This is a genomic window from Bacillus sp. ISL-78 (assembly GCF_018613455.1).
Lineage (GTDB): Bacteria > Bacillota > Bacilli > Bacillales > DSM-1321 > Peribacillus > Peribacillus frigoritolerans.
On sequence record NZ_JAGGQC010000007.1, the window covers coordinates 114898 to 136137 of the forward strand.

At 41.0% G+C, this 21240-nt stretch carries 21 protein-coding genes; all 21 read left to right on the plus strand.

The annotated features are described in order from the left end of the window. Positions 1-117: 117 nt before the first annotated feature. The 21 genes from sucC (at position 118) to J7I96_RS09390 (ending at position 21159) form a co-directional block, all read left to right on the plus strand. The gene (gene sucC, locus J7I96_RS09290) at positions 118-1278 is read left to right on the plus strand and encodes an ADP-forming succinate--CoA ligase subunit beta (protein WP_214768538.1); all 1161 of its coding nucleotides are present in this window, start codon (positions 118-120) and stop codon (positions 1276-1278) included. Positions 1279-1296: 18 nt separating this feature from the next. Then, on the plus strand, positions 1297-2199 hold the full coding sequence (gene sucD / locus J7I96_RS09295; RefSeq protein WP_048684890.1) for a succinate--CoA ligase subunit alpha: 903 nt from the start codon (positions 1297-1299) through the stop codon (positions 2197-2199). Between the two features lie 118 nt (positions 2200-2317). Beyond that, positions 2318-3184: a DNA-processing protein DprA gene (gene dprA, locus J7I96_RS09300; protein WP_251029133.1), complete on the plus strand. Its 867-nt coding sequence runs from the start codon at positions 2318-2320 to the stop codon at positions 3182-3184. Between the two features lie 266 nt (positions 3185-3450). After that, positions 3451-5526: a type I DNA topoisomerase gene (gene topA / locus J7I96_RS09305; protein ID WP_214768536.1), complete on the plus strand. Its 2076-nt coding sequence runs from the start codon at positions 3451-3453 to the stop codon at positions 5524-5526. 401 nt (positions 5527-5927) lie between these two features. Further along, the gene (gene trmFO / locus J7I96_RS09310; protein WP_048684880.1) at positions 5928-7235 is read left to right on the plus strand and encodes an FADH(2)-oxidizing methylenetetrahydrofolate--tRNA-(uracil(54)-C(5))-methyltransferase TrmFO; all 1308 of its coding nucleotides are present in this window, start codon (positions 5928-5930) and stop codon (positions 7233-7235) included. Positions 7236-7294: 59 nt separating this feature from the next. After that, on the plus strand, positions 7295-8197 hold the full coding sequence (xerC, locus tag J7I96_RS09315; protein WP_214768535.1) for a tyrosine recombinase XerC: 903 nt from the start codon (positions 7295-7297) through the stop codon (positions 8195-8197). A gap of 20 nt (positions 8198-8217) precedes the next feature. Beyond that, positions 8218-8745, plus strand: coding sequence for an HslVU peptidase proteolytic subunit (hslV, locus tag J7I96_RS09320; protein ID WP_214768534.1), 528 nt, complete (start codon positions 8218-8220; stop codon positions 8743-8745). A gap of 12 nt (positions 8746-8757) precedes the next feature. Continuing rightward, positions 8758-10167 (plus strand): ATP-dependent protease ATPase subunit HslU, encoded by a 1410-nt coding sequence (gene hslU, locus J7I96_RS09325; protein WP_214768533.1) that lies wholly within the window; start codon positions 8758-8760, stop codon positions 10165-10167. Between the two features lie 106 nt (positions 10168-10273). Beyond that, positions 10274-11053 carry a GTP-sensing pleiotropic transcriptional regulator CodY gene (gene codY, locus J7I96_RS09330; RefSeq protein WP_034313657.1) on the plus strand — a complete coding sequence of 260 codons (780 nt, stop codon included), beginning with the start codon at positions 10274-10276 and terminating at the stop codon, positions 11051-11053. Positions 11054-11766: 713 nt separating this feature from the next. After that, positions 11767-12162 carry a flagellar basal body rod protein FlgB gene (gene flgB, locus J7I96_RS09335; protein WP_214768532.1) on the plus strand — a complete coding sequence of 132 codons (396 nt, stop codon included), beginning with the start codon at positions 11767-11769 and terminating at the stop codon, positions 12160-12162. Continuing rightward, the gene (gene flgC, locus J7I96_RS09340) at positions 12162-12620 is read left to right on the plus strand and encodes a flagellar basal body rod protein FlgC (RefSeq protein WP_214807857.1); all 459 of its coding nucleotides are present in this window, start codon (positions 12162-12164) and stop codon (positions 12618-12620) included. The genes flgB and flgC overlap by 1 nt, the downstream gene beginning before the upstream one ends. 22 nt (positions 12621-12642) lie before the next feature. Beyond that, complete coding sequence (fliE, locus tag J7I96_RS09345; protein WP_214807854.1) at positions 12643-12951, plus strand: flagellar hook-basal body complex protein FliE; 309 nt, start codon at positions 12643-12645, stop codon at positions 12949-12951. A gap of 93 nt (positions 12952-13044) precedes the next feature. Further along, positions 13045-14649 carry a flagellar basal-body MS-ring/collar protein FliF gene (gene fliF / locus J7I96_RS09350; protein ID WP_214922945.1) on the plus strand — a complete coding sequence of 535 codons (1605 nt, stop codon included), beginning with the start codon at positions 13045-13047 and terminating at the stop codon, positions 14647-14649. 12 nt (positions 14650-14661) lie between these two features. Next, positions 14662-15681, plus strand: a complete 1020-nt coding sequence (gene fliG, locus J7I96_RS09355) for a flagellar motor switch protein FliG (protein WP_214922946.1) — start codon at positions 14662-14664, stop codon at positions 15679-15681. Beyond that, positions 15674-16438 carry a flagellar assembly protein FliH gene (fliH, locus tag J7I96_RS09360; RefSeq protein WP_214922947.1) on the plus strand — a complete coding sequence of 255 codons (765 nt, stop codon included), beginning with the start codon at positions 15674-15676 and terminating at the stop codon, positions 16436-16438. The genes fliG and fliH overlap by 8 nt, the downstream gene beginning before the upstream one ends. 2 nt (positions 16439-16440) lie before the next feature. Beyond that, on the plus strand, positions 16441-17760 hold the full coding sequence (fliI, locus tag J7I96_RS09365; RefSeq protein ID WP_214768526.1) for a flagellar protein export ATPase FliI: 1320 nt from the start codon (positions 16441-16443) through the stop codon (positions 17758-17760). Further along, on the plus strand, positions 17760-18209 hold the full coding sequence (gene fliJ, locus J7I96_RS09370) for a flagellar export protein FliJ (protein WP_311380714.1): 450 nt from the start codon (positions 17760-17762) through the stop codon (positions 18207-18209). Before fliI ends, fliJ begins: the two co-directional genes overlap by 1 nt. A gap of 4 nt (positions 18210-18213) precedes the next feature. Beyond that, on the plus strand, positions 18214-18822 hold the full coding sequence (locus tag J7I96_RS09375; protein WP_214768524.1) for a MotE family protein: 609 nt from the start codon (positions 18214-18216) through the stop codon (positions 18820-18822). Positions 18823-18847: 25 nt separating this feature from the next. Beyond that, positions 18848-20152, plus strand: coding sequence for a flagellar hook-length control protein FliK (locus J7I96_RS09380; protein ID WP_214922948.1), 1305 nt, complete (start codon positions 18848-18850; stop codon positions 20150-20152). Positions 20153-20160: 8 nt separating this feature from the next. Beyond that, positions 20161-20796 carry a flagellar hook assembly protein FlgD gene (gene flgD / locus J7I96_RS09385; protein ID WP_214768522.1) on the plus strand — a complete coding sequence of 212 codons (636 nt, stop codon included), beginning with the start codon at positions 20161-20163 and terminating at the stop codon, positions 20794-20796. Positions 20797-21021: 225 nt separating this feature from the next. After that, positions 21022-21159: a hypothetical protein gene (locus J7I96_RS09390; protein WP_214768521.1), complete on the plus strand. Its 138-nt coding sequence runs from the start codon at positions 21022-21024 to the stop codon at positions 21157-21159. The last annotated feature ends 81 nt before the right edge of the window (positions 21160-21240 follow it).

Consider the following 21240-nt stretch of genomic DNA (forward strand, 5'->3'; position numbering starts at 1 on the left):
TATTTCAAAAATTATGTGAAAGAATATTATGCACGAGGGAGAATTTTGTTGTAATATGATAGAGAAAACACGCATTAAATTTCAAGGTTGTTTTTTAGTAGATAAGGAGGATGGGAAATGAATATCCATGAGTATCAGGGGAAAGAGATATTGCGACAATACGGGGTATCCGTTCCAAATGGCCGGGTTGCCTTTACTGTTGATGAAGCAGTTGAAGCAGCGAAGGAGTTAGGTACGGAAGTTGTTGTCGTCAAGGCTCAAATTCATGCGGGCGGCCGCGGTAAAGCCGGCGGAGTCAAGGTAGCGAAGAATCTTGATGAAGCACGTACATATGCAGCAGAGATTCTGGGCAAGACACTGGTGACCCATCAAACGGGACCTGAAGGCAAGGAAGTTAAGCGTTTACTTATTGAAGAAGGCTGCGACATTACTAAAGAGTATTATATCGGGCTTGTCCTTGACCGTGCTACGGACAGTGTCGTATTGATGGCTTCTGAAGAAGGCGGTACGGAAATTGAGGAAGTGGCCGAAAAGACACCAGAGAAAATATTCAAAGAAGTAATCGATCCGGTTGTCGGCCTGACTGGTTTCCAAGCACGGAGGATTGCATTCAATATCAATATTCCGGCTTCACTTATAAATAAAGCTTCCAAACTGATGATTAACCTATATACAGCTTTCGTTGATAAGGATTGCTCAATCGCAGAAATCAACCCATTAGTGGTAACGGGCGACGGCGATGTAATGGCGCTTGATGCTAAATTGAATTTCGATGATAATGCGATTTACCGCCATAAGGACATCGCGGAGTACCGTGATTTGGATGAAGAGGATGCGAAAGAGATTGAAGCATCAAAACATGGATTAAGTTACATATCGCTTGACGGAAATATCGGATGCATGGTTAATGGTGCCGGGCTTGCTATGGCGACGATGGACATCATTAAACATTATATGGGAGATCCCGCTAACTTCCTTGACGTTGGTGGCGGCGCCACTGAGGAAAAGGTAAAAGAGGCTTTCAAAATCATCCTTTCCGATCAGAATGTTAAAGGCATCTTCGTTAATATCTTCGGAGGAATCATGAAATGTGACATCATCGCTACAGGCGTCGTGGCTGCTGCCAAAGAGCTTGGACTGGATGTCCCTCTTGTTGTTCGTCTTGAAGGAACGAATGTGGACCTTGGCAAAAAGATTCTAAAAGAGTCAGGTTTAAATATTACGGCTGCTGAATCAATGGCAGATGGAGCACAAAAAATAGTATCACTTGTAGGATAATAGGCAGGGGGGAACATAATGAGCGTTTATATTAATAAAGATACGAAAGTGATCGTTCAGGGAATCACTGGTGCAACAGCATTATTTCATACAAAACAAATGTTGGAATACGGCACGAAAATCGTAGGGGGAGTCACTCCGGGTAAAGGTGGAACAGAAGTGGAAGGGGTACCTGTTTTCAATACAGTTTCCGAAGCTGTCACTGAAACCGGTGCGAGTGCATCTGTTATCTATGTACCGGCACCATTTGCTGCCGATGCAATTCTTGAAGCCGTAGACGCAGAACTTGATCTTGCCATTTGTATCACGGAACATATTCCTGTACTGGATATGGTCAAGGTGAAGCGCTACATGGAAGGCAAAAAAACTCGCTTGATCGGACCGAACTGCCCAGGTGTCATTACTCCTGAAGAGTGTAAGATTGGTATAATGCCAGGGTATATCCACAAAAAAGGCCATGTAGGCGTAGTTTCTCGTTCTGGAACTTTAACATATGAAGCTGTTCACCAATTATCTCAAGCAGGCATCGGACAATCTTCGGCTGTCGGTATCGGTGGAGATCCCGTTAACGGGACGGATTTCATTGATGTTTTAAAAGCGTTCAATGAAGATCCGGAAACACATGCGGTGATCATGATCGGGGAAATCGGCGGAACGGCAGAAGAAGAAGCGGCAATCTGGGTGAAGGAAAATATGACTAAGCCAGTTGTTGGTTTCATTGGTGGCCGTACGGCTCCTGCCGGTAAACGCATGGGACATGCTGGTGCCATCATCTCAGGAGGAAAAGGGACGGCTGACGAGAAGATCCGCGTCATGAACGAATGTGGAATTAAAGTTGCCGAAACTCCATCCGTAATGGGAGAAACATTGATTTCCGTTTTAAAAGAAAAAGATATTTACGAACCTTGTAAAACGCATTGATTTAAGCTGGGCCGACCTTTTTTTGGGTCGGTCTTTATTTCCTCGAATTTCCTCAGGAGAGACCAAGTACATCACTATCAACCTACCTTTAAAAATATCCGATTAGGGGCGTTTCCAATTGAATAAAAAAGAAAAGTTAATCCATCTCCATCATTGCCGCGGAGCAGGATGGAAAACAATCCAAGCAATCATGTCCAAAGACCCATCATTATCTTCCCTGTTCACGACGAATTACGTTGAATGGGCAAAAATGCTCCCTATCCCTTCAAATAAGCTTAACCTCTTTCTCAAAGATTTACATTCACTCCATTCCATTGAAAAACTAAAAAAATATGAAGATAGCCAAATCCATTGTTTGACGATCTTCGATGATGAATATCCTTTTTTGCTAAAACAAATATTCGATCCCCCGTGGGTTCTTTATTTTAAAGGTGATAAGAAGCTTTTAACAAGGAAGAATACCTTGGGTGTTGTTGGAACACGCAAGCCAACCTCGTATGGGCTGGGGGCCTTAAAAACGATTATATTACCGCTTGTAAAGAAAAAGTTCGTGATCATAAGCGGAGTGGCGGCTGGAATCGATGCAGAGTCACATAAGATCACATTAAGGGAAGGCGGAGATACGATAGGGGTTTTAGGCGGGGGGCTTAAGCAAATATATCCGAAATCCAATTTTACCCTAGCTGAAGAAATCATGAATAAAGGCCTGCTTATATCTGAGACTCCACCGGAAGTGAAGGCGGAACCATGGATGTTTCCACTTAGGAATCGAATCATCAGTGGATTATCAAAGGGCGTATTCGTGGTGGAGGCAAAAGAAAGAAGCGGTTCCCTTATTACAGCACAAGCTGCTTTGGAACACGGCAGGGAAGTATTTGCGCTTCCTGGTAATGTTACGAGCCCTGAATCACTGGGTACCAATCAATTGATTTATGATGGTGCCAAACTTGTTTTTAGCTCCAGGCAGATCGAGGAAGAGTTTTGAACAATATAATATAGAAGATAGACGGAGAATCAAACGGGGAATTTGAAAAAATCGGTGCTTTTTTAGAAGGGTGGGTTGAATTATTAGACAAAAAGGTTGAAAATATTGTAAAACTGTTATAAGTTTTGCAAATGGCACCTCTTGTCAAAAAAACTATAAATAAATGAATCAGCATGCTTTGAAAAGTAAAGAGGTGTTGACAAATGATTTTTGAATGATTAATAATAGTGAAGATTTATATTACCTCTTTGAGGAGGATTTATTGGATGTCAGAATACTTAGTGATTGTGGAATCGCCCGCAAAGGCGAAAACAATAGAACGTTACTTGGGAAAAAAATATAAAGTAAAGGCTTCCATGGGGCATGTACGCGATTTGCCTAAAAGTCAAATGGGTGTCGATGTTGAACATGAATATGAACCTAAATATATAACTATCCGCGGCAAAGGCCCGGTTTTAAAAGAATTGAAAACCGCTGCAAAAAAAGCGAAAAAAATCTATCTCGCGGCTGACCCCGACAGGGAAGGGGAAGCAATTGCCTGGCATTTGGCTCACAGTCTTGATGTTGACGTTAACTCAGATTGCCGCGTGGTATTCAACGAGATCACGAAAGAGGCTATCAAGGAATCATTTAAATCGCCTAGGCCAATAAATATGAAATTGGTTGATGCTCAGCAGGCAAGAAGGGTCTTGGACCGTCTGGTCGGATACAATATAAGCCCGTTATTGTGGAAAAAGGTGAAAAAAGGCTTAAGCGCGGGACGGGTCCAATCGGTTGCTGTACGGATGATCATTGACCGGGAGAAGGAGATCAAAGATTTTATTCCGGAAGAGTATTGGACAATCAAGGCTGATTTTGTAAAAGGGAAAGAACAGTTTGAAGGTTCTTTCTTCAGCCTTGGCGGCGAGAAGAAGGATTTAAATACCGAAGAGGACGTCAAAAAAGTGCTCGCTTCTTTAAATGGCGGCGAATTTACGATAGGAGCTGTGGCTAAAAAGGAAAGAAGGCGCAATCCAGCAGCACCTTTTACAACTTCCTCCCTGCAACAGGAAGCGGCACGTAAATTGAATTTCCGTGCGAAGAAAACCATGATGCTTGCTCAGCAGCTTTATGAAGGAATCGAGCTTGGCAAGGAAGGTACAGTCGGGTTAATCACTTATATGAGAACTGATTCGACCCGTATTTCAGATAGTGCCAAAGAGGAAGTCCATACGTTCATTCAAAATAATTATGGTAAAGAATATGTTCAGGTCGAGCAGCGCAAGGAGAAAAAACAAACTAATGCCCAGGACGCGCATGAAGCGGTCAGGCCAACAAGCACATTACGTGAACCGGGTGTAGTCAAGGAGTTCTTATCCAGAGATCAATTCCGTCTTTATAAATTGATTTGGGAACGATTCGTTTCCAGTCAAATGTCTTCGGCGGTCATGGATACGATGAGCATCGACCTGCATAACGGGGATGTCATCTTCAGGGCAAATGGTTCAAAAATTAAATTTCCGGGTTTCATGAAGGTATATGTTGAAGGATCCGATGACTCGGTTGAAGAAAAGGAAAATGCACTTCCGGATGTGAAAAAAGGTGATCAATTCTTTTCAAAAGATATCGAGCCGAAGCAGCATTTTACACAGCCTCCGCCCCGATATACTGAAGCCCGTCTGGTTAAAACCCTAGAGGAGCTGGGAATAGGCCGTCCGTCTACATATGCGCCTACCTTGGATACGATCCAAAAACGGGGCTATGTTACCTTGGATAATAAACGGTTCATCCCGACAGAGCTTGGTGAGATCGTTCTCGAATTGATACGCGAATTCTTCCCGGATATTCTCGATGCAGAGTTCACTGCCAAGATGGAACAGGAATTCGACAGCGTTGAGGAAGGCAATATTGAATGGATTAAGGTCATCGATGAATTTTATAAAGAATTTGCCATTCATTTGGCTAAAGCCGAAGTCGAGATGGAGAAAATTGAAATCAAAGATGAACCTGCAGGTGAAGATTGCGTGGAGTGCGGACATGGGATGGTCTTTAAGATGGGACGTTATGGAAAGTTCATGGCATGCAGTAATTTCCCGGATTGCCGTAACACCAAACCAATCGTCAAGGAAATCGGGGTCAAATGCCCAAAATGTAAAGAAGGGAATATCATTGAAAGGAAAAGTAAAAAACGCCGCATATTTTACGGGTGTGATACCTACCCTGGATGTGACTTCATATCTTGGGATAAGCCTCTGCCGCGGAGTTGTCCAAAATGTGAAGGGACACTTGTTGAGAAAAAACTCAAAAAAGGAGTCCAGGTCCAGTGCATGGATTGTGACTTTAAAGAAATGCCCCAAGCATAGAAAAGGCCGTGAAATCGTTTACTTTCCTTGTGAACTATCGAAAAACCCTAAATATAAATGGACTCGGCATCTGCCGGGTTTCTTTATGTTCAGTGAAGTATGATATCATGGTGATATGTGGATTTACTTCCAAGAAGAAAATGGATAAAGGTTGAAACTTTTTTATTTAGGCCATGTGATGTAAAATTCAGTGGACAAGTACATTCTTTTAAAGATATAATTCCTATTTGCGTCCGTTACCCTTTTAGTAAATAAGGATGGCATATCTTTAAAATAATCGTTAGCAGGAATGAGTATTTCGGGTATAAATACATAGATATCGTTAAAAATGAAACTTCTGGAAAGCAGTTTTAATGATAAATGATCCTGTCTTATCATATCTATACATGGAGGTTCGAAAAATGAAAGAAACAAAAGTAAGTGTAATCGGTGCTGGGCTTGCTGGAAGTGAAGCGGCGTGGCAGTTAGCTAAAAGAGGAATTAAAGTCGATCTATACGAAATGCGCCCTGTAAAACAAACGCCAGCCCATCATACCGATAAATTCGCTGAACTTGTTTGTTCCAATTCACTTCGGGCAAATACGTTAACAAATGCAGTTGGTGTATTAAAAGAAGAAATGCGTATACTGGATTCGGTCATCATGTCCGCAGCGGATGCTTGTGCTGTTCCTGCTGGCGGTGCATTAGCTGTTGATCGTCATGAATTTGCCGGTCTTGTTACGGAAAGGGTCAAAAATCATCCAAATGTGACGGTCATTAATGAAGAAGTGACGGAAATTCCGGAAGGTCCTACAGTCATTGCAACCGGTCCGCTTACAAGTCAGTCACTATCTGATAGCTTAAAGCAAATCATGGATGAAGAATACTTGTACTTCTATGATGCTGCCGCACCAATTCTTGAAAAAGACAGCATCAATATGGATAAAGTATATTTGAAATCCCGTTATGATAAAGGGGAAGCAGCTTATTTGAACTGTCCGATGACGGAAGAAGAGTTTGACCGCTTTTATGATGCATTGATTGCTGCTGAAACAGTCCCGCTTAAAGAATTCGAAAAAGAAATCTTTTTTGAAGGCTGCATGCCGATTGAAGTGATGGCATCACGTGGGAAGAAAACGATGTTATTTGGTCCATTGAAGCCTGTTGGCCTAGAAGATCCAAAAACGGGAAAACGTCCTTTTGCAGTGGTTCAATTGCGTCAGGATGATGCGGCAGGAACACTTTACAATATTGTTGGTTTTCAGACACATTTGAAATGGGGGCCGCAAAAAGAAGTATTGCAGCTCATACCTGGCTTGGAAAATGCGGAAATTGTACGTTATGGGGTCATGCATCGAAACACTTTCATAAACTCACCTAATGTTTTGAAGCCAACGTACCAATTCAAGAATCGGGATGATTTATTCTTTGCCGGTCAGATGACTGGCGTTGAAGGGTATGTTGAATCGGCTGCATCGGGACTTGTCGCAGGTATCAATGCTGCAAGGATCGTCGAAGGTCTGGAGCCTATCATTTTCCCTGCGGAGACGACGATGGGCAGCATGGCAAGGTACATAACGTCGACGAATGGTAAGAGCTTCCAGCCGATGAATGCCAACTTTGGATTGCTTCCAGACCTTGAAGTGAGAATCAAATCCAAAAAAGAGCGGAACGAAACACATGCTAAACGCGCTTTGGACACAATTCAGAACTTTGTGAAAAATTTGTAAAATATTTGCCTGCTGTTTTAAAGTATGATACTATTTATTAGCCTTTGCGAGGTGTTTCCATGATTAATCAAAACAAGGCATTATCATCCTTCATCGAATATTTACAAATTGAAAAAAACAGTTCGCATTACACCATTGAAAATTACAAACGTGATATACACGAATTTTTTCTGTTCCTTAACGAACAGGGCATTGGGGATATCACGTCCGTTGAATATCTTGATGTCCGGTTATATCTAACGAATTTATATGAGAAGAAACTTTCTAAGCGCACTGTAGCAAGGAAAACTTCTTGCTTGCGGAGCCTTTATAAATTTTTACTGCGTGAAGGTGATGTGAAGGATAATCCTTTTTCCCTTGCTTCTTTACCTAAAAAGGATCAAAGACTGCCACGTTTTCTTTATGAGAAGGAAATGAATCAGTTGTTTTCCACTTTAAAGAAAGATTCACCGATAGGAATAAGGAACAATGCCTTACTGGAATTATTGTATGCTACAGGCATTCGCGTAAGTGAATGTTGTGACATTAAACTGCAGGATATCGATCTTTCCTTAGGTACGGTACTGATCCATGGAAAAGGAAAAAAGGATCGCTACGTTCCGGTTGGTAGATATGCACAGGAAGCGATAGATCTATACATACGTACAGCCAGGATGGAATTGACTTCGTCTGACGCCAAGGCGCATGTTTATTTATTTGTTAATTTTCGTGGAGACCCTTTGACACCTAGGGGAGTTCGCTATATATTGAATGAATTGATTAAAAAGTCAGCCGCAGATGGAAGTCTTCATCCCCATATGCTAAGGCATTCGTTTGCTACACACCTATTGAATAATGGGGCGGACATTCGCACGGTTCAGGAATTGCTTGGTCATTCTAAAATTTCATCAACGCAAGTGTATACGCATGTTACAAAAGACCAATTGAAAAAAGTCTACAATGCATCACATCCGCGGCCTTAAATGTTGAAAGGGGACACTTTATGACAACGATATTTGCAGTGCATCATAAAGGTGAATGTGCCATGTCCGGTGATGGGCAGGTTACTTTAGGAAATTCAGTAGTGATGAAGCATACCGCGAGGAAAGTGAGAAAAATCTTTAATGGTAATGTTCTTGCAGGTTTTGCTGGTTCCGTTGCAGATGCTTTCACTTTATTTGAGATGTTTGAAGCTAAACTTGAAGAGTATAATGGCAATCTTCAGCGTGCTGCCGTTGAAATGGCAAAACAATGGAGAAGTGACAATGTATTGAGAAAGCTTGAAGCCATGCTTATCGTGATGGATAAGAACCATTTGCTGCTCGTTTCTGGCACCGGGGAAGTAATTGAACCGGATGACGGGATTCTCGCCATAGGATCGGGAGGGAATTATGCATTGGCTGCCGGCAGGGCATTAATGCGATTTTCCAGCGACCACTTATCGGCAAGGGAGATCGCTCAATCATCTTTACAAATTGCAGCGGAAATTTGTGTATTTACAAATACAAATATAATCGTGGAAGAGTTGTAAGGAGGAGCGCAAATGTCAAAAAAAGCTAATTTAACACCGAGGCAAATCGTTGAAAAACTGGATCAGTATATCGTTGGGCAGCGTGAGGCAAAACGGGCAGTGGCAGTGGCTCTTCGGAATCGCTACCGACGTTCCCTTCTCTCGGATCAACTTCGTGACGAAGTCGTTCCGAAGAATATATTAATGATTGGACCGACAGGTGTTGGGAAAACAGAAATAGCTCGGAGAATGGCTAAATTGGTAGGTGCTCCTTTTGTAAAGGTTGAAGCAACGAAATTTACGGAAGTCGGGTATGTCGGCCGGGATGTAGAGTCCATGGTCCGTGATTTAGTGGAGACTTCCGTCCGCCTCGTGAAGGAAGAAAAGATGGCGAGCGTAAAGGAACGGGCAGAAGAAAATGCAAATCGCCGTTTAATAGAGCTATTAGTGCCATCGACTAAAAAACAGAGTAATTTCAAGAATCCTCTTGAAGTCTTTTTTGGAGGCAATAACAATCAAGTCGAACAGGACCCGGAAGAAAATTCCGAAGATTTAAGTTTGCAGGAAAAAAGAAAAATCGTCGCTGAAAAGCTGGCTAATGGTGAGCTGGAAAGTGAAATGATAACGGTCGAAGTGGAAGAACAGACTGCTTCTATGTTTGATATGCTCCAAGGTTCGGGAATGGAACAAATGGGGATGAACATGCAGGACGCTTTAGGAAGCTTGATGCCGAAAAAAAGCAAGAAGCGCAAATTGAAAGTAAGTGAAGCAAGAACCGTTTTAACAAATGAAGAAGCGGCAAAATTGATTGATATGGATGAAGTAACTTCAGATGCAGTATACGGGGCTGAGCAAAATGGGATTATCTTCATAGATGAAATAGATAAAATTGCCAGTAAGCAATCAGGAAGTTCATCAGCGGATGTATCAAGAGAGGGTGTCCAAAGGGATATCCTGCCAATTGTTGAAGGTTCAACAGTAGTGACTAAATATGGTTCAGTTAAAACGGATCATGTCCTATTCATTGCTGCAGGGGCCTTTCATATGGCTAAGCCATCCGACCTAATCCCGGAATTACAAGGTAGATTCCCAATTCGTGTAGAATTGAACAAACTGACTGTAGACGACTTTGTACGGATTCTGCATGAACCCGATAATGCCTTGTTAAAACAATATGTTGCTTTATTGGAAACTGAAGGTATAGAAATTGAATTTTCTGACGATGCTGTTCGTAAGATAGCAGAAGTGGCCTTCGAAGTAAATCAAAACACAGACAATATTGGTGCAAGAAGACTTCATACCATTTTGGAACGGTTGCTTGAAGACTTATCTTTTGAAGCTCCGGAAATAACGATGGAGAAGATTACAATTACGCCCCAATATGTCGAAGGTAAGCTTGGTTCTATCGCCCGGAACAAAGATTTAAGCCAGTTTATCCTTTAATTAGAAACAATTTTGGCAATGATTTGCCTAGCAATGAACATAAAATTACGGAAATACAACTTCATAGTTATTGTGAACCATGGTATTTTTAGGAGGAACAAATCAAATGAACTTATTAGCAAAAACAAGAAAAATCAATGCAATGCTCCAAAAGGCAGCAGGTAAAGCAGTTAACTTCAAGGAAATGGCTGAGAGTTTAAGTGAAGTTATCGAAGCAAATGTATTCGTCGTCAGCCGCCGCGGGAAATTACTTGGCATCGCAGTAAGTCAGCAAATTGAAAACGAACGCATGTACAAAATGTTGGAAGATAAACAATTCCCTGAAGAGTACACAAAAAACCTGTTCAATATTCCTGAAACCTCTTCGAATCTTGATATCGAAAGCGAATATACTGCTTTCCCAGTCGAAAACAAGGAACTTTTCTCAACTGGATTAACAACGATCGTACCGATTATGGGTGGGGGAGAACGTTTAGGAACATTGGTTCTTGCCCGTTTACAAGAAAAATTTCACGATGATGATTTAATTTTGGCTGAATATGGTGCGACTGTAGTCGGTATGGAAATCCTTCGTGAAAAATCAGAAGAGATAGAAGAGGAAGCTCGTAGTAAAGCTGTTGTTCAAATGGCGATTTCCTCGTTATCTTACAGTGAATTGGAAGCGATAGAGCACATCTTTGAGGAACTTAAAGGTAATGAAGGTCTGCTTGTAGCATCGAAAATTGCGGACCGTGTCGGCATCACCCGTTCCGTTATCGTAAATGCCCTAAGGAAACTGGAAAGTGCAGGGGTCATCGAATCACGCTCTCTTGGAATGAAAGGTACTTATATCAAGGTATTGAACGATAAATTCCTTCTTGAATTAGAGAAGCTTAAAAATAATTAACATATAGAAAGGCAGTCCTTGAAAAAAGGGCTGCCTTTTTTTGATATTTGAATGTGTTCTATCCGGGACAAACAGGCAAATACGGTGAAGGGCAGGGGAGAAATGGAAAATGTGCATATGGACGTGTTTTCTATTATAGGTAAATATATCCTGTAGAGGGAAATTATATTATTATACTGTCGAAAAGGTGTAAATGAACGAGAGAAAAACTTTTTGATTCTTAAAAGACTATTTATAACGGTTTTATTCATCAGGGAAATTTGTCGAATGGTTCAACACTTTGAAAAAAACGGTTTTTTTTCAAAAAAGAAAAAATGCAGTAATTCGTTGGTTTCTTTTAAATCCTTTATTTTAAAGGGTGGAATCAACCAAAATAAAATAATTATTTGAAAGTAAATGTGAAAATTAGTTCTAAAGTATCAGGTATATAGGTAGGTTTTCCGATATGATATAAAAGTTAATTGAAGTAAAATTTGGTTAATATGTAGAATATCATATTAAATTGTAAGTTTACGTAATATTAACCCTATAATGATACTAAGAAAAAAGACAAATTCGAGCAATTTGAGACAAATTTCGACGATAATAGGTCTAAAGTCTATGTATTGTTTATGGACATAGTTATTATGTTTCTTTAAAATTAAAACGTAAATGCGCTGGTTCAATTTATTGGTAAAGTGATTATCTGGTAATTATAGAAAGAGGTGACCGATATGGAATTATTTTCGAATACTTTTCAATCACTAGAAAATGCCCTTGATTATTCTAATGCAAAACAAAAAGTCATTTCACAGAACATAGCCAATGCGGACACGCCTAATTATAAAGCAAAAGATGTCGACAAAACAAAGTCCTTTAAGGCGGAGCTGGAATCTTCCCTCGAGTCATATCGTACCGATGAAAGACATTTTACCTTCAAATCTGAGGGGAGTCATGCTTCTCACATCGTGGCGCAGAAAAATGTCCGATATAACAACAATGGAAATAGCGTGGACATTGATAAGGAAATGACGGATCTTGCTGCCAATCAAATTTATTATAATGCAGTAACCGACAGGCTTTCGGGTAAATTTCAATCATTGCAGAATGTAATTAGAGGAGGTAAGTGATGGGGATCTTCCAAAGTATAAACATGACCGGATCTAGCCTGACGAGTCAAAGGGTTAGGATGGATGTAATCTCTGCTAATATGGCTAATGCCGATTCGACCAGGGCGGAATATGACGCTGAATCGAAAACATGGAAGCCATACACAAGAAAATCTGTTGTGTTGCAAAGTAAGGAAAACGGTTTTTCGAGTTTCTTAAACGCAGCATCCGGAAAAACGAGCGAAGTAGGGAATGGAGTGAAGGTGACTGGAATAGTAGAAGATAAAACACCTTTTGAACTGGATTATAATCCGGACCATCCTGATGCCAATGAAGATGGTTATGTTGAAATGCCAAATGTCGACCCGCTTAGGGAAATGGTTGATTTAATGAGTGTCACACGTTCATACGAAGCGAATGTGACTGTTCTAAATGCATCAAAGGGAATGATGATGAAAGCTTTGGAAATCGGAAAATAAATTTTTGTAAGGAGATGTTGTTATGGAGGGGATTTCTCTTTCGGCAGTGACCAATGCAAATCATGTACTGAAAAAAGATCAAAGCAACACTAATACACCATACGAAGCACAGAGGGATTTTGCGTCGGTATTAAAAGAATCAATGAATAAAGTCAACGAAACACAGGTGGCATCCGATGACCTTACAACCAAATTGGTTAATGGAGAGGATGTTGAGCTTCATTCGGTGATGATAGCTTCACAGAAAGCCAGTGTTACCATGCAGGCTACATTAGAGGTTCGGAATAAGGTTGTGGAAGCCTACCAGGAAATGATGAGAATGAGTATATAGCATTCATTTTTTAACCTCATATTATAGAGAAAAATGACCAGGGGGAAAACAAATCCCCCAATCATAAATTCATAGACTGACCGGGGGATTTAAATGAATGAAGTACTAGTGAATTTTAAAAACAAAATAACTGCTTACTGGACGAGCCGCAGTAAAAAACAAAAAATCATGATGGTTGGTTCAGCGGCATTAATTATCATAATCATTACCGCGGTTTCAATTTTAACCACGCGTACGACGCTGGTGCCTTTATACTCCAACTTAACTCCATCGGAAACGGGGAGCATTAAAGAAAATCTAGACAGTCAAGGGATTATGAATGAAGTTTCTGAAAATGGAACGACCATAAAAGTTCCTGAAGAAAGACTGGATTCACTTAAAGTGGAACTGGCAGCAGAAGGAATTCCGGAATCAGGCAGCATCGACTATTCCTTTTTTAGTCAGAGTGCCGGTATCGGCATGACTGAAAATGAATTTAATGTCATTAAATTGGACTCAATGCAAACGGAATTGGCCAGTTTAATAAAAAAGATTGATGGAGTGGAAGATGCCAGTGTAATGATCACTCTTCCTGATGAAGGGGTTTTTGTCAGTGATTCAGCTGGGGAAGCGTCAGCATCCATTGTATTGAATACGAAACCCGGTTATAAATTTGAGGAAAGTCAAATCAATTCCCTTTACCATCTTGTCTCAAAAAGTGTTCCGAATCTCCCTACAGATAATATCGTCATTATGAACCAAGAGTTTGAGTACTTCGATCTTGAAAAACAAAACTCTTCTTTTGCGTCCGCATTTGCTACTCAAAACGAAATAAAAAAAGAGATAGAACGCGATATTCAAAGACAGGTACAAAATATGCTGGGAACGATAATGGGAAGAGATAAAGTCGTAGTATCAGTAACGACAGACATTGATTTCACCCAAGAAAATCGGGAAGAGAATTTAGTTGAACCGGTCGATGAAGAAAATATGGCTGGGATTGAGATTTCTGCGCAAAGAATAAATGAATCATATAGCGGGGACGCAGCAGGTGCAGGAGGCGTTCCGCAAAGTGAAGATTCCTCAGATTCACTGGGAACCCAATATGCTGAAGGCACAAATGGTTCCGGTGATTATGAAAAAGTGGATGAAACGATAAATAGTGAAGTGAACCGAATCAAGAAAGAAATAGTCGAAAGCCCATATAAAGTTAAAGATTTAGGTATTCAAGTCATGGTCGAACCGCCTTCAGCTGACGATCCGAATTCTTTATCTCAACAGAGTGTGGATGATATTACACAAATCCTGGGTACGATAATACGCACGACAATCGAGAAAAAAGCTGAAGGGGAAGAACTGACGGACGAGGAGCTTAATAATAAAATTGCGATTTCCGTTCAGCCGTTTAACGGAAAAATGAAGGTGCAAAAGGACGAAACGAACCCTTCTTTACCAATATGGGCGTACATCGTCGGCGGAGTGCTAATACTTGCCATTATCATTCTATTAATCTTATTTCTCCGGTCCCGAAAACAAGCTGAAATGGAAGAGGAGTACGTGGTTGAAGAGGAAGAGGAAGAGGTCGTACTTGAAGTTCCGGATTTGAACAAAGAGAAGGAAACGGAAGCATCCTTAAAAAGAAAACAATTGGAGAAACTTGCAAAAGAAAAGCCGGATGAATTTGCAAAATTATTAAGAAGCTGGATAGCGGAAGACTAGGAGGCTTTGAAAGTGACAGAAAGAAAAAAAAAGGCCGGATTGACTGGCAAACAGAAAGCTGCCATCCTCCTTATTTCCTTAGGCCCGGATGTTTCTGCATCCGTATATAAGCATCTTACTGAAGAGGAAATTGAGAGATTGACCCTTGAAATCTCTGGAGTGAGGAAAGTGGAATCCCATGATAAAGAAGAAATCCTGGAAGAATTCCATAATATTGCTTTGGCACAGGATTACATCTCGCAGGGCGGGATAGGATATGCGAAACAGGTTTTAGAAAAGGCATTAGGCACTGATCAGGCAACCGCCATCATTAACCGTTTAACATCATCCTTACAGGTTCGTCCATTCGACTTTGCACGAAAGGCAGATCCTGGACAAATCTTGAATTTCATCCAGAACGAGCATCCGCAGACCATTGCATTGATCCTGTCTTATCTTGATCCCACACAGGCTGGACAAATATTGTCTGAACTTCCGCAAGAGGTGCAGGCAGATATTGCAAGAAGGATTGCATTAATGGATAGCACTTCACCGGAAATCATCAATGAAGTGGAGCAAATACTCGAAAGGAAACTTTCTGCGACCGTAACCCAGGATTATACACAGACTGGTGGAGTTGAAGCTGTTGTGGATGTGTTGAATGGTGTTGACCGCTCAACGGAAAGAACGATTTTGGATGCACTTGAAATCCAAGATCCGGAGCTTGCTGAGGAAATCAAGAAACGAATGTTTGTTTTTGAAGATATCGTGACCCTTGATGGCAGGGCGATTCAGCGAGTAGTCAGGGAATCTGATAACGAAGACCTTAAACTTTCTCTTAAAGTGGCTAGTGATGAAGTGAAGGAAATCGTCTTCCGAAACATGTCAAAACGCATGGTTGAAACGTTCCAGGAAGAAATGGAATTTATGGGACCGGTACGTTTGCGTGATGTGGAAGAAGCACAATCAAGAATTGTTGCCGTCATTCGAAAGTTGGAGGAAACTGGTGATATTGTGATAGCCCGCGGCGGAGGGGATGATATCATTGTCTAGGATTATCAAATCCCAGCAGGCTAATCAGGAGAAAAGCAAAAAGATTGCAATAAAATTGCGCCCTTTCGACCTTCTTCAAAATGATGTTGCAGATGAGCGGAAAAACCTTCATTATCTTCAATCTGATGAATTTCTCAATGATGCTAAACAGGAAGCGGAAACGTTATTGCTCGAAGCTAAACAAAAAGCCCAAGCGATTGCTGCCGAAATCCAGCAAGAACGAGAACAATGGGAGAATCAAGAGAAAGCAATGTTTATCGAACAAGCTCAAAAAGAAGGGTATCGGCAGGGAGTAGAAGATGGTATTCAAAAGGGGTATAACGAGATTGCAGCGGAAATAGCCTTCGCTAATGAAGTGGTAGAGTCTTCAAAAAAGGATTATCGGCACCACATTGAATCATCTGAAACGGTTATTTTGAATCTTGCCCTGAAAGTGGCAGAGAAAATTATCGGGCAACAGCTTGAAAAAGATGAAGTGTCTTTTTTATCGATAGTTAAAAGAGCCATCAAAGAGGTGAGAGATAGCAGTGAAGTGCAACTGCACATCCATCCGATCCAATATCAATCGATTCTTTCTCATAAAGATGAATTGATGGCAATCTTTCCGAAAGATACCGAGTTGTATATCTTTCCGGATGATGAGCTTGAAGAAAGCAGCTGTATCATTGAATCCGAAAACGGAAGGATGGATGCCAGTGTCGACAGTCAGCTGCAGGAAATAAAAGTGAAACTAACTGAATTGCTGGAAGGGGAGTAGAGATGAAAACTAGAGACCTATTGGCCTTAATTGATGAGGTTGATCCTTTCAAACATTACGGACGGGTCAAACGTGTCGTGGGGTTAATGATAGAATCTCAAGGCCCTGAAAGCTCTGTAGGCGATGTTTGTTATATCTATACAGGTATACAAAGAAAGAAAAATCGAATCTTGGCTGAAGTTGTCGGCTTCCGTGATGAAATGGTTATTTTAATGCCGTTTACAGCAGTTAGTGATATTGCACCGGGTTGTATCGTGGAAGGGAGCGGAAGGAGTCTTGAGATAAAGGTGGGAAGTGGGCTAATTGGCAAAGTAGTCGACCCATTGGGAAATCCTATTGATGACTCCATGCTTCCAAAAGGTCTCGCGACAATTTCCGTGGATCAAGATCCGCCGAATCCGATGAAACGACCTCCCATTAATGAGCCGATAGATGTAGGAGTTCGAGTGATTGATAGTTTATTAACAGTTGGAAAAGGACAACGTGTTGGTATCTTTGCAGGGAGCGGTGTCGGGAAAAGCACGTTGCTTGGAATGGTGGCAAGGAATACGGATGCGGACTTAAATGTAATCGGTCTTATTGGAGAACGGGGCCGTGAAGTTCGGGAATTCATTGAGAAAGATCTTGGACCAGAAGGACTTGCACGATCAATCGTTGTAGTGGCGACATCTGACCAGCCTGCGTTGATGAGGATAAAAGGTGCTTTGACGGCAACTGCCATCGCGGAATATTTTCGTGATAAGGGATTGAATGTGATGCTGATGATGGATTCGGTCACGAGGGTTGCGATGGCCCAGAGGGAAATTGGGCTTGCCATCGGGGAACCGCCGACGACCAAGGGGTATACGCCATCCGTTTTTGCCATCCTTCCAAGGTTACTTGAAAGAACGGGAACAAATCAGCTGGGTACCATTACAGCTTTTTATACAGTTCTCGTCGACGGTGATGATATGAATGAACCGATTGCTGATGCTGTCAGGGGAATTTTGGACGGTCACTTCATACTGGACCGTAACTTGGCCAATAAAGGACAGTTCCCAGCGCTCAATGTATTAAAGAGCATTAGTCGTGTCATGAACAATATTGTTGGGGAAAAGCATAAAAACGCTGCAGAAAAATTGCGGGCAAGTTTATCAACCTATATGGAGTCGGAAGATTTGATAAATATAGGAGCTTATAAGAAGGGTTCTTCCAAACAGATAGATCATTCAATTATACGCTATCCGGACATCATTTCATTTTTAAAGCAAGGAACCAATGAACATGCTTCTAAAGATAATAGTATCAACGCCCTTGTCGAATTGATGGAGAAAGAGGATTAATGATGATTTATCAATATAAGTTCGAGAAAATCCTGTCCATCAAAGAAAAAGAAAAAACCGATGCACTGGCTAAATATAATGCTGCTTTAAAAAAATTTGAAGAAGTGGCAGAAAAATTATATAAGCTTTTAAAGAAAAAAGAAGAGTTGCTTGAGTTTCAACAGGAGAAGCTGCGAAATGGATTATCCGTTCAGGATATTCGTCATCATCAGTTATTTATGGACAATTTGGAAAAACTCTTAAGCCTCTGTCAACAGGAAGTCATTGAAGCGCGATACAAGATGAATACTCAACGGGATATATTGATGGAAAGAAATATCGAGGTTAAAAAGTACGATAAAATGAAAGAAAATGATTATCTTGAATTTCTCGATGTCATGAAGGAAGCTGAGAACAAAGAAATGGATGAAATATCTATCCGGCAATACTTAAGCAAAGGCGTAAGGTGATGGAATGCGTAAAAAAAGTGAATCTAATGAATTGAAAGAAAGCAAGATAAGCAAGTTTCAATGGTTTCTTGTCATCTTCATTCCATTAATCTTTGCGGTAACTGTTGCATTGATCGTTTTTACAGTTGCAGGGGTGGATGTAGTGAAAAAGGCAAAGGAAATGTCGGCGAAAATACCCTTCATTGAATCGGATCAAAAGGATGAAGAGAATGGTAAATCAGCGAATAATGATGAGAAAGTTTCCATGAAGCTCGAAAAATTGGAAACCGAGATTGATAATAAGGAAAAGGAGATAGAGAAGCTTGAGGGCATCATTGATACACGTGATAAGGCCATTGCGAAGGCAGAAGCGGAAAAACAGCAGCTTCAAACAGAAATGAATCAACTTAAGGATAGTCAGAATAATAGTAAACAAGCGTTCAAAGATATAATCCGTACTTATGAAACGATGGCTCCCAAGAGAGCTGCACCTATCATTACAGAAATGAATGATGAAGATGCAGTGGAAATTCTTTCAAGTATGAAAGCAGCCACATTAGCTAAGGTTTTGGAGCAAATGACAACAGCGGATGCTGCAAGATTAACGAAGAAACTAACGGAACAAAGTTCTTAAGTAGAAAGAGTGAGGAGGTGAATATATGAATTCAGCCATTAATTCTATACTTCCTTTGGCATCATTGAATCTAAAGGTACCGATTAAGGCAAATCAGCAAACTAATTCAGGGTTTGGTTCCGTCCTTCAATCAGCCATGGGTGCAGACCCCCCCATTCCATCGGATATGGCAGTCATCACTGAAGGACGAATTTCTGTAATAAAGGATTTGCTTGTTTTTTTGAAACTTGAAAGGTTGAGTGATACAGGGGAAGAGAATGCTGCCGTAGCCCCTACAGTAAACCAACAAGGTAACAGCCATATTTTACAAGTCCTATCAAATGAATCTGGAAATGATGAGGATGCCCTTGCGGATTTCTTAGCGAGCATCAAGGAACTGGATTTAGAACAAGAAGTGGATGACTTCAGTCTGAATTCACAAAGTTTGTTATCAGCCAATGTCATGGACCTGTATACAATCCTGAAAAAGGTTACTGCATTGAGCGAAGAAGAATGGCAAGACCTCCCCTTATCTGGTGTGGTGAATCTTTTGAAAATGGTGAAAATTCAATCTATTCTCTCGGAGAATAAGGATATGACACAAGATGAAGCAGCCATCCAGAAGCAAATGAACCGCCTGCTTGAAGGGATAACGGGAAAGCTGGAGAAATGGGTGTCCAATCAGTCTAAATCAGAAATTGAACGATCATTTAACACGTTGGAGAAAGGGCAAACTAATTCCATAGAGACATTGAAAAGCGCATTCTCGCAATCATCCGGGAGTGACAAAGTAAATAAGGATGGGGCAGTGGGCAGCGATTTGACTTTGCAAAGTACGGATAGCGGTAAACATCAAGGGCCTGGTATGCCTTTTTTCATGACAAAGCTGGAACAATTCGTCTTGACAGCTCCAAAAGGTGGGCAAACCATCAGTCAAGAAGAGTTTGTTAAGCAATTTGAAAATATTTTAAGTAAGGCTAACTTTAGCGGAACTAACGGTGTAAATAAACTGGTGATCAGATTGAATCCTGAACATTTAGGGTCCCTAAGAATTGAGTTGATTCAAAAGGATGGTATGCTGTCAGCCAAGATTCTGGCTACTACTTCCCAGGCCAAAGATATGCTAGAGAATCAGATTCACGGTTTAAAACAAGCCTTTAGCGGACAAAACATTCAAATTGAAAGAATTGAAATATCGCAGGCCTTCAATGCTTTTAACTCTGAGAAATTCAGCCAGAAAGATGCGGAAGAACATAATGAACAACAGGAGAGTAAGGAAGAAAACAATGATGAGACGGAAAGCGAGTTTATGGGATCCCTTGCCGATGCTCTGTTAAATCTGGAAGTGTAGGTGAAAAAATGACGACCATCGATACATCGCTATTATTACCAAAATCTCAAACTGAAAACAGAAAAGCCGGGGATGCATTGGGAAAAGATGATTTCTTGAAATTGTTGCTTACCCAGCTTCAAAACCAAGATCCTTCAAGTCCGATGGATAATACGGAATTCATCGCCCAAATGGCCACTTTTTCTTCTCTGGAACAGATGATGAATATGGGAGCCCAATTGGAAGAAATAATTGGGGTCAATCAACAGAATAGTTTAATGAACTATAACTCTTTTGTAGGAAAGGAAGTAACTTGGCACAAGTTGGATGAAGGCGATGAAGACCTTGCGATAGAAGAAGGGAAAGGCATCGTTAAATCCATTCAATATAAGGGGGATGGTGTTTATTTTCTGTTAGAAGATGGCACAAAGCTTGAACCCGCAAATATTTCGGCAATGAAACAAACAAGTTCCACGGCGAATAACCTGACGGAGGCAAGTGAATTAATAGGCAAGCGCGTTTCCTGGATGGACGAAAAAAGTGGAGAGTCTTCCGCTGTCGTAATCTCGGTATCCATGAGTAATGGCAAGCTGCAAATTGAAATGGATGATGAAAACAAAACCAAGTTATCATCAGAGCAATTGATAAAAATCGCTGAAGCTTAAGGAGCAAAGCAGATTCCGCTCAGGTGATGTCACAAACCCAATTACAGTTTAGGCAAAGGCAGATGATCCCACAAAGGCTTTCGATAGCATTTTCAAGCTGCTGTCTCCACAAATGAAAATTAGACCATTAGTAAACATGCTCAATTACGGAAGAGTCAAAGGAGTATAGATATAGCCCTGCAAACTTGGGACAAAATAGCCCATAAAGCCAATGAGGCCAAAAAGGTGTGGGTAACCGAAGCTCTTTTCATTATTACAGCTAATGCGGCACTCATAGTAAGCACGGAAAGCAACAAGGCCATCACGGTCATGGACAGGGATGAAGCAACATCACAAATTTTCACGAAATCAATGGAACCATAATTATAGATAAATAGGCTGGACCTGGAAAAGGAAGCCTGGACTGCGGAATGACGGAGCAGTCGTTATATGAAAGGGGAGGTT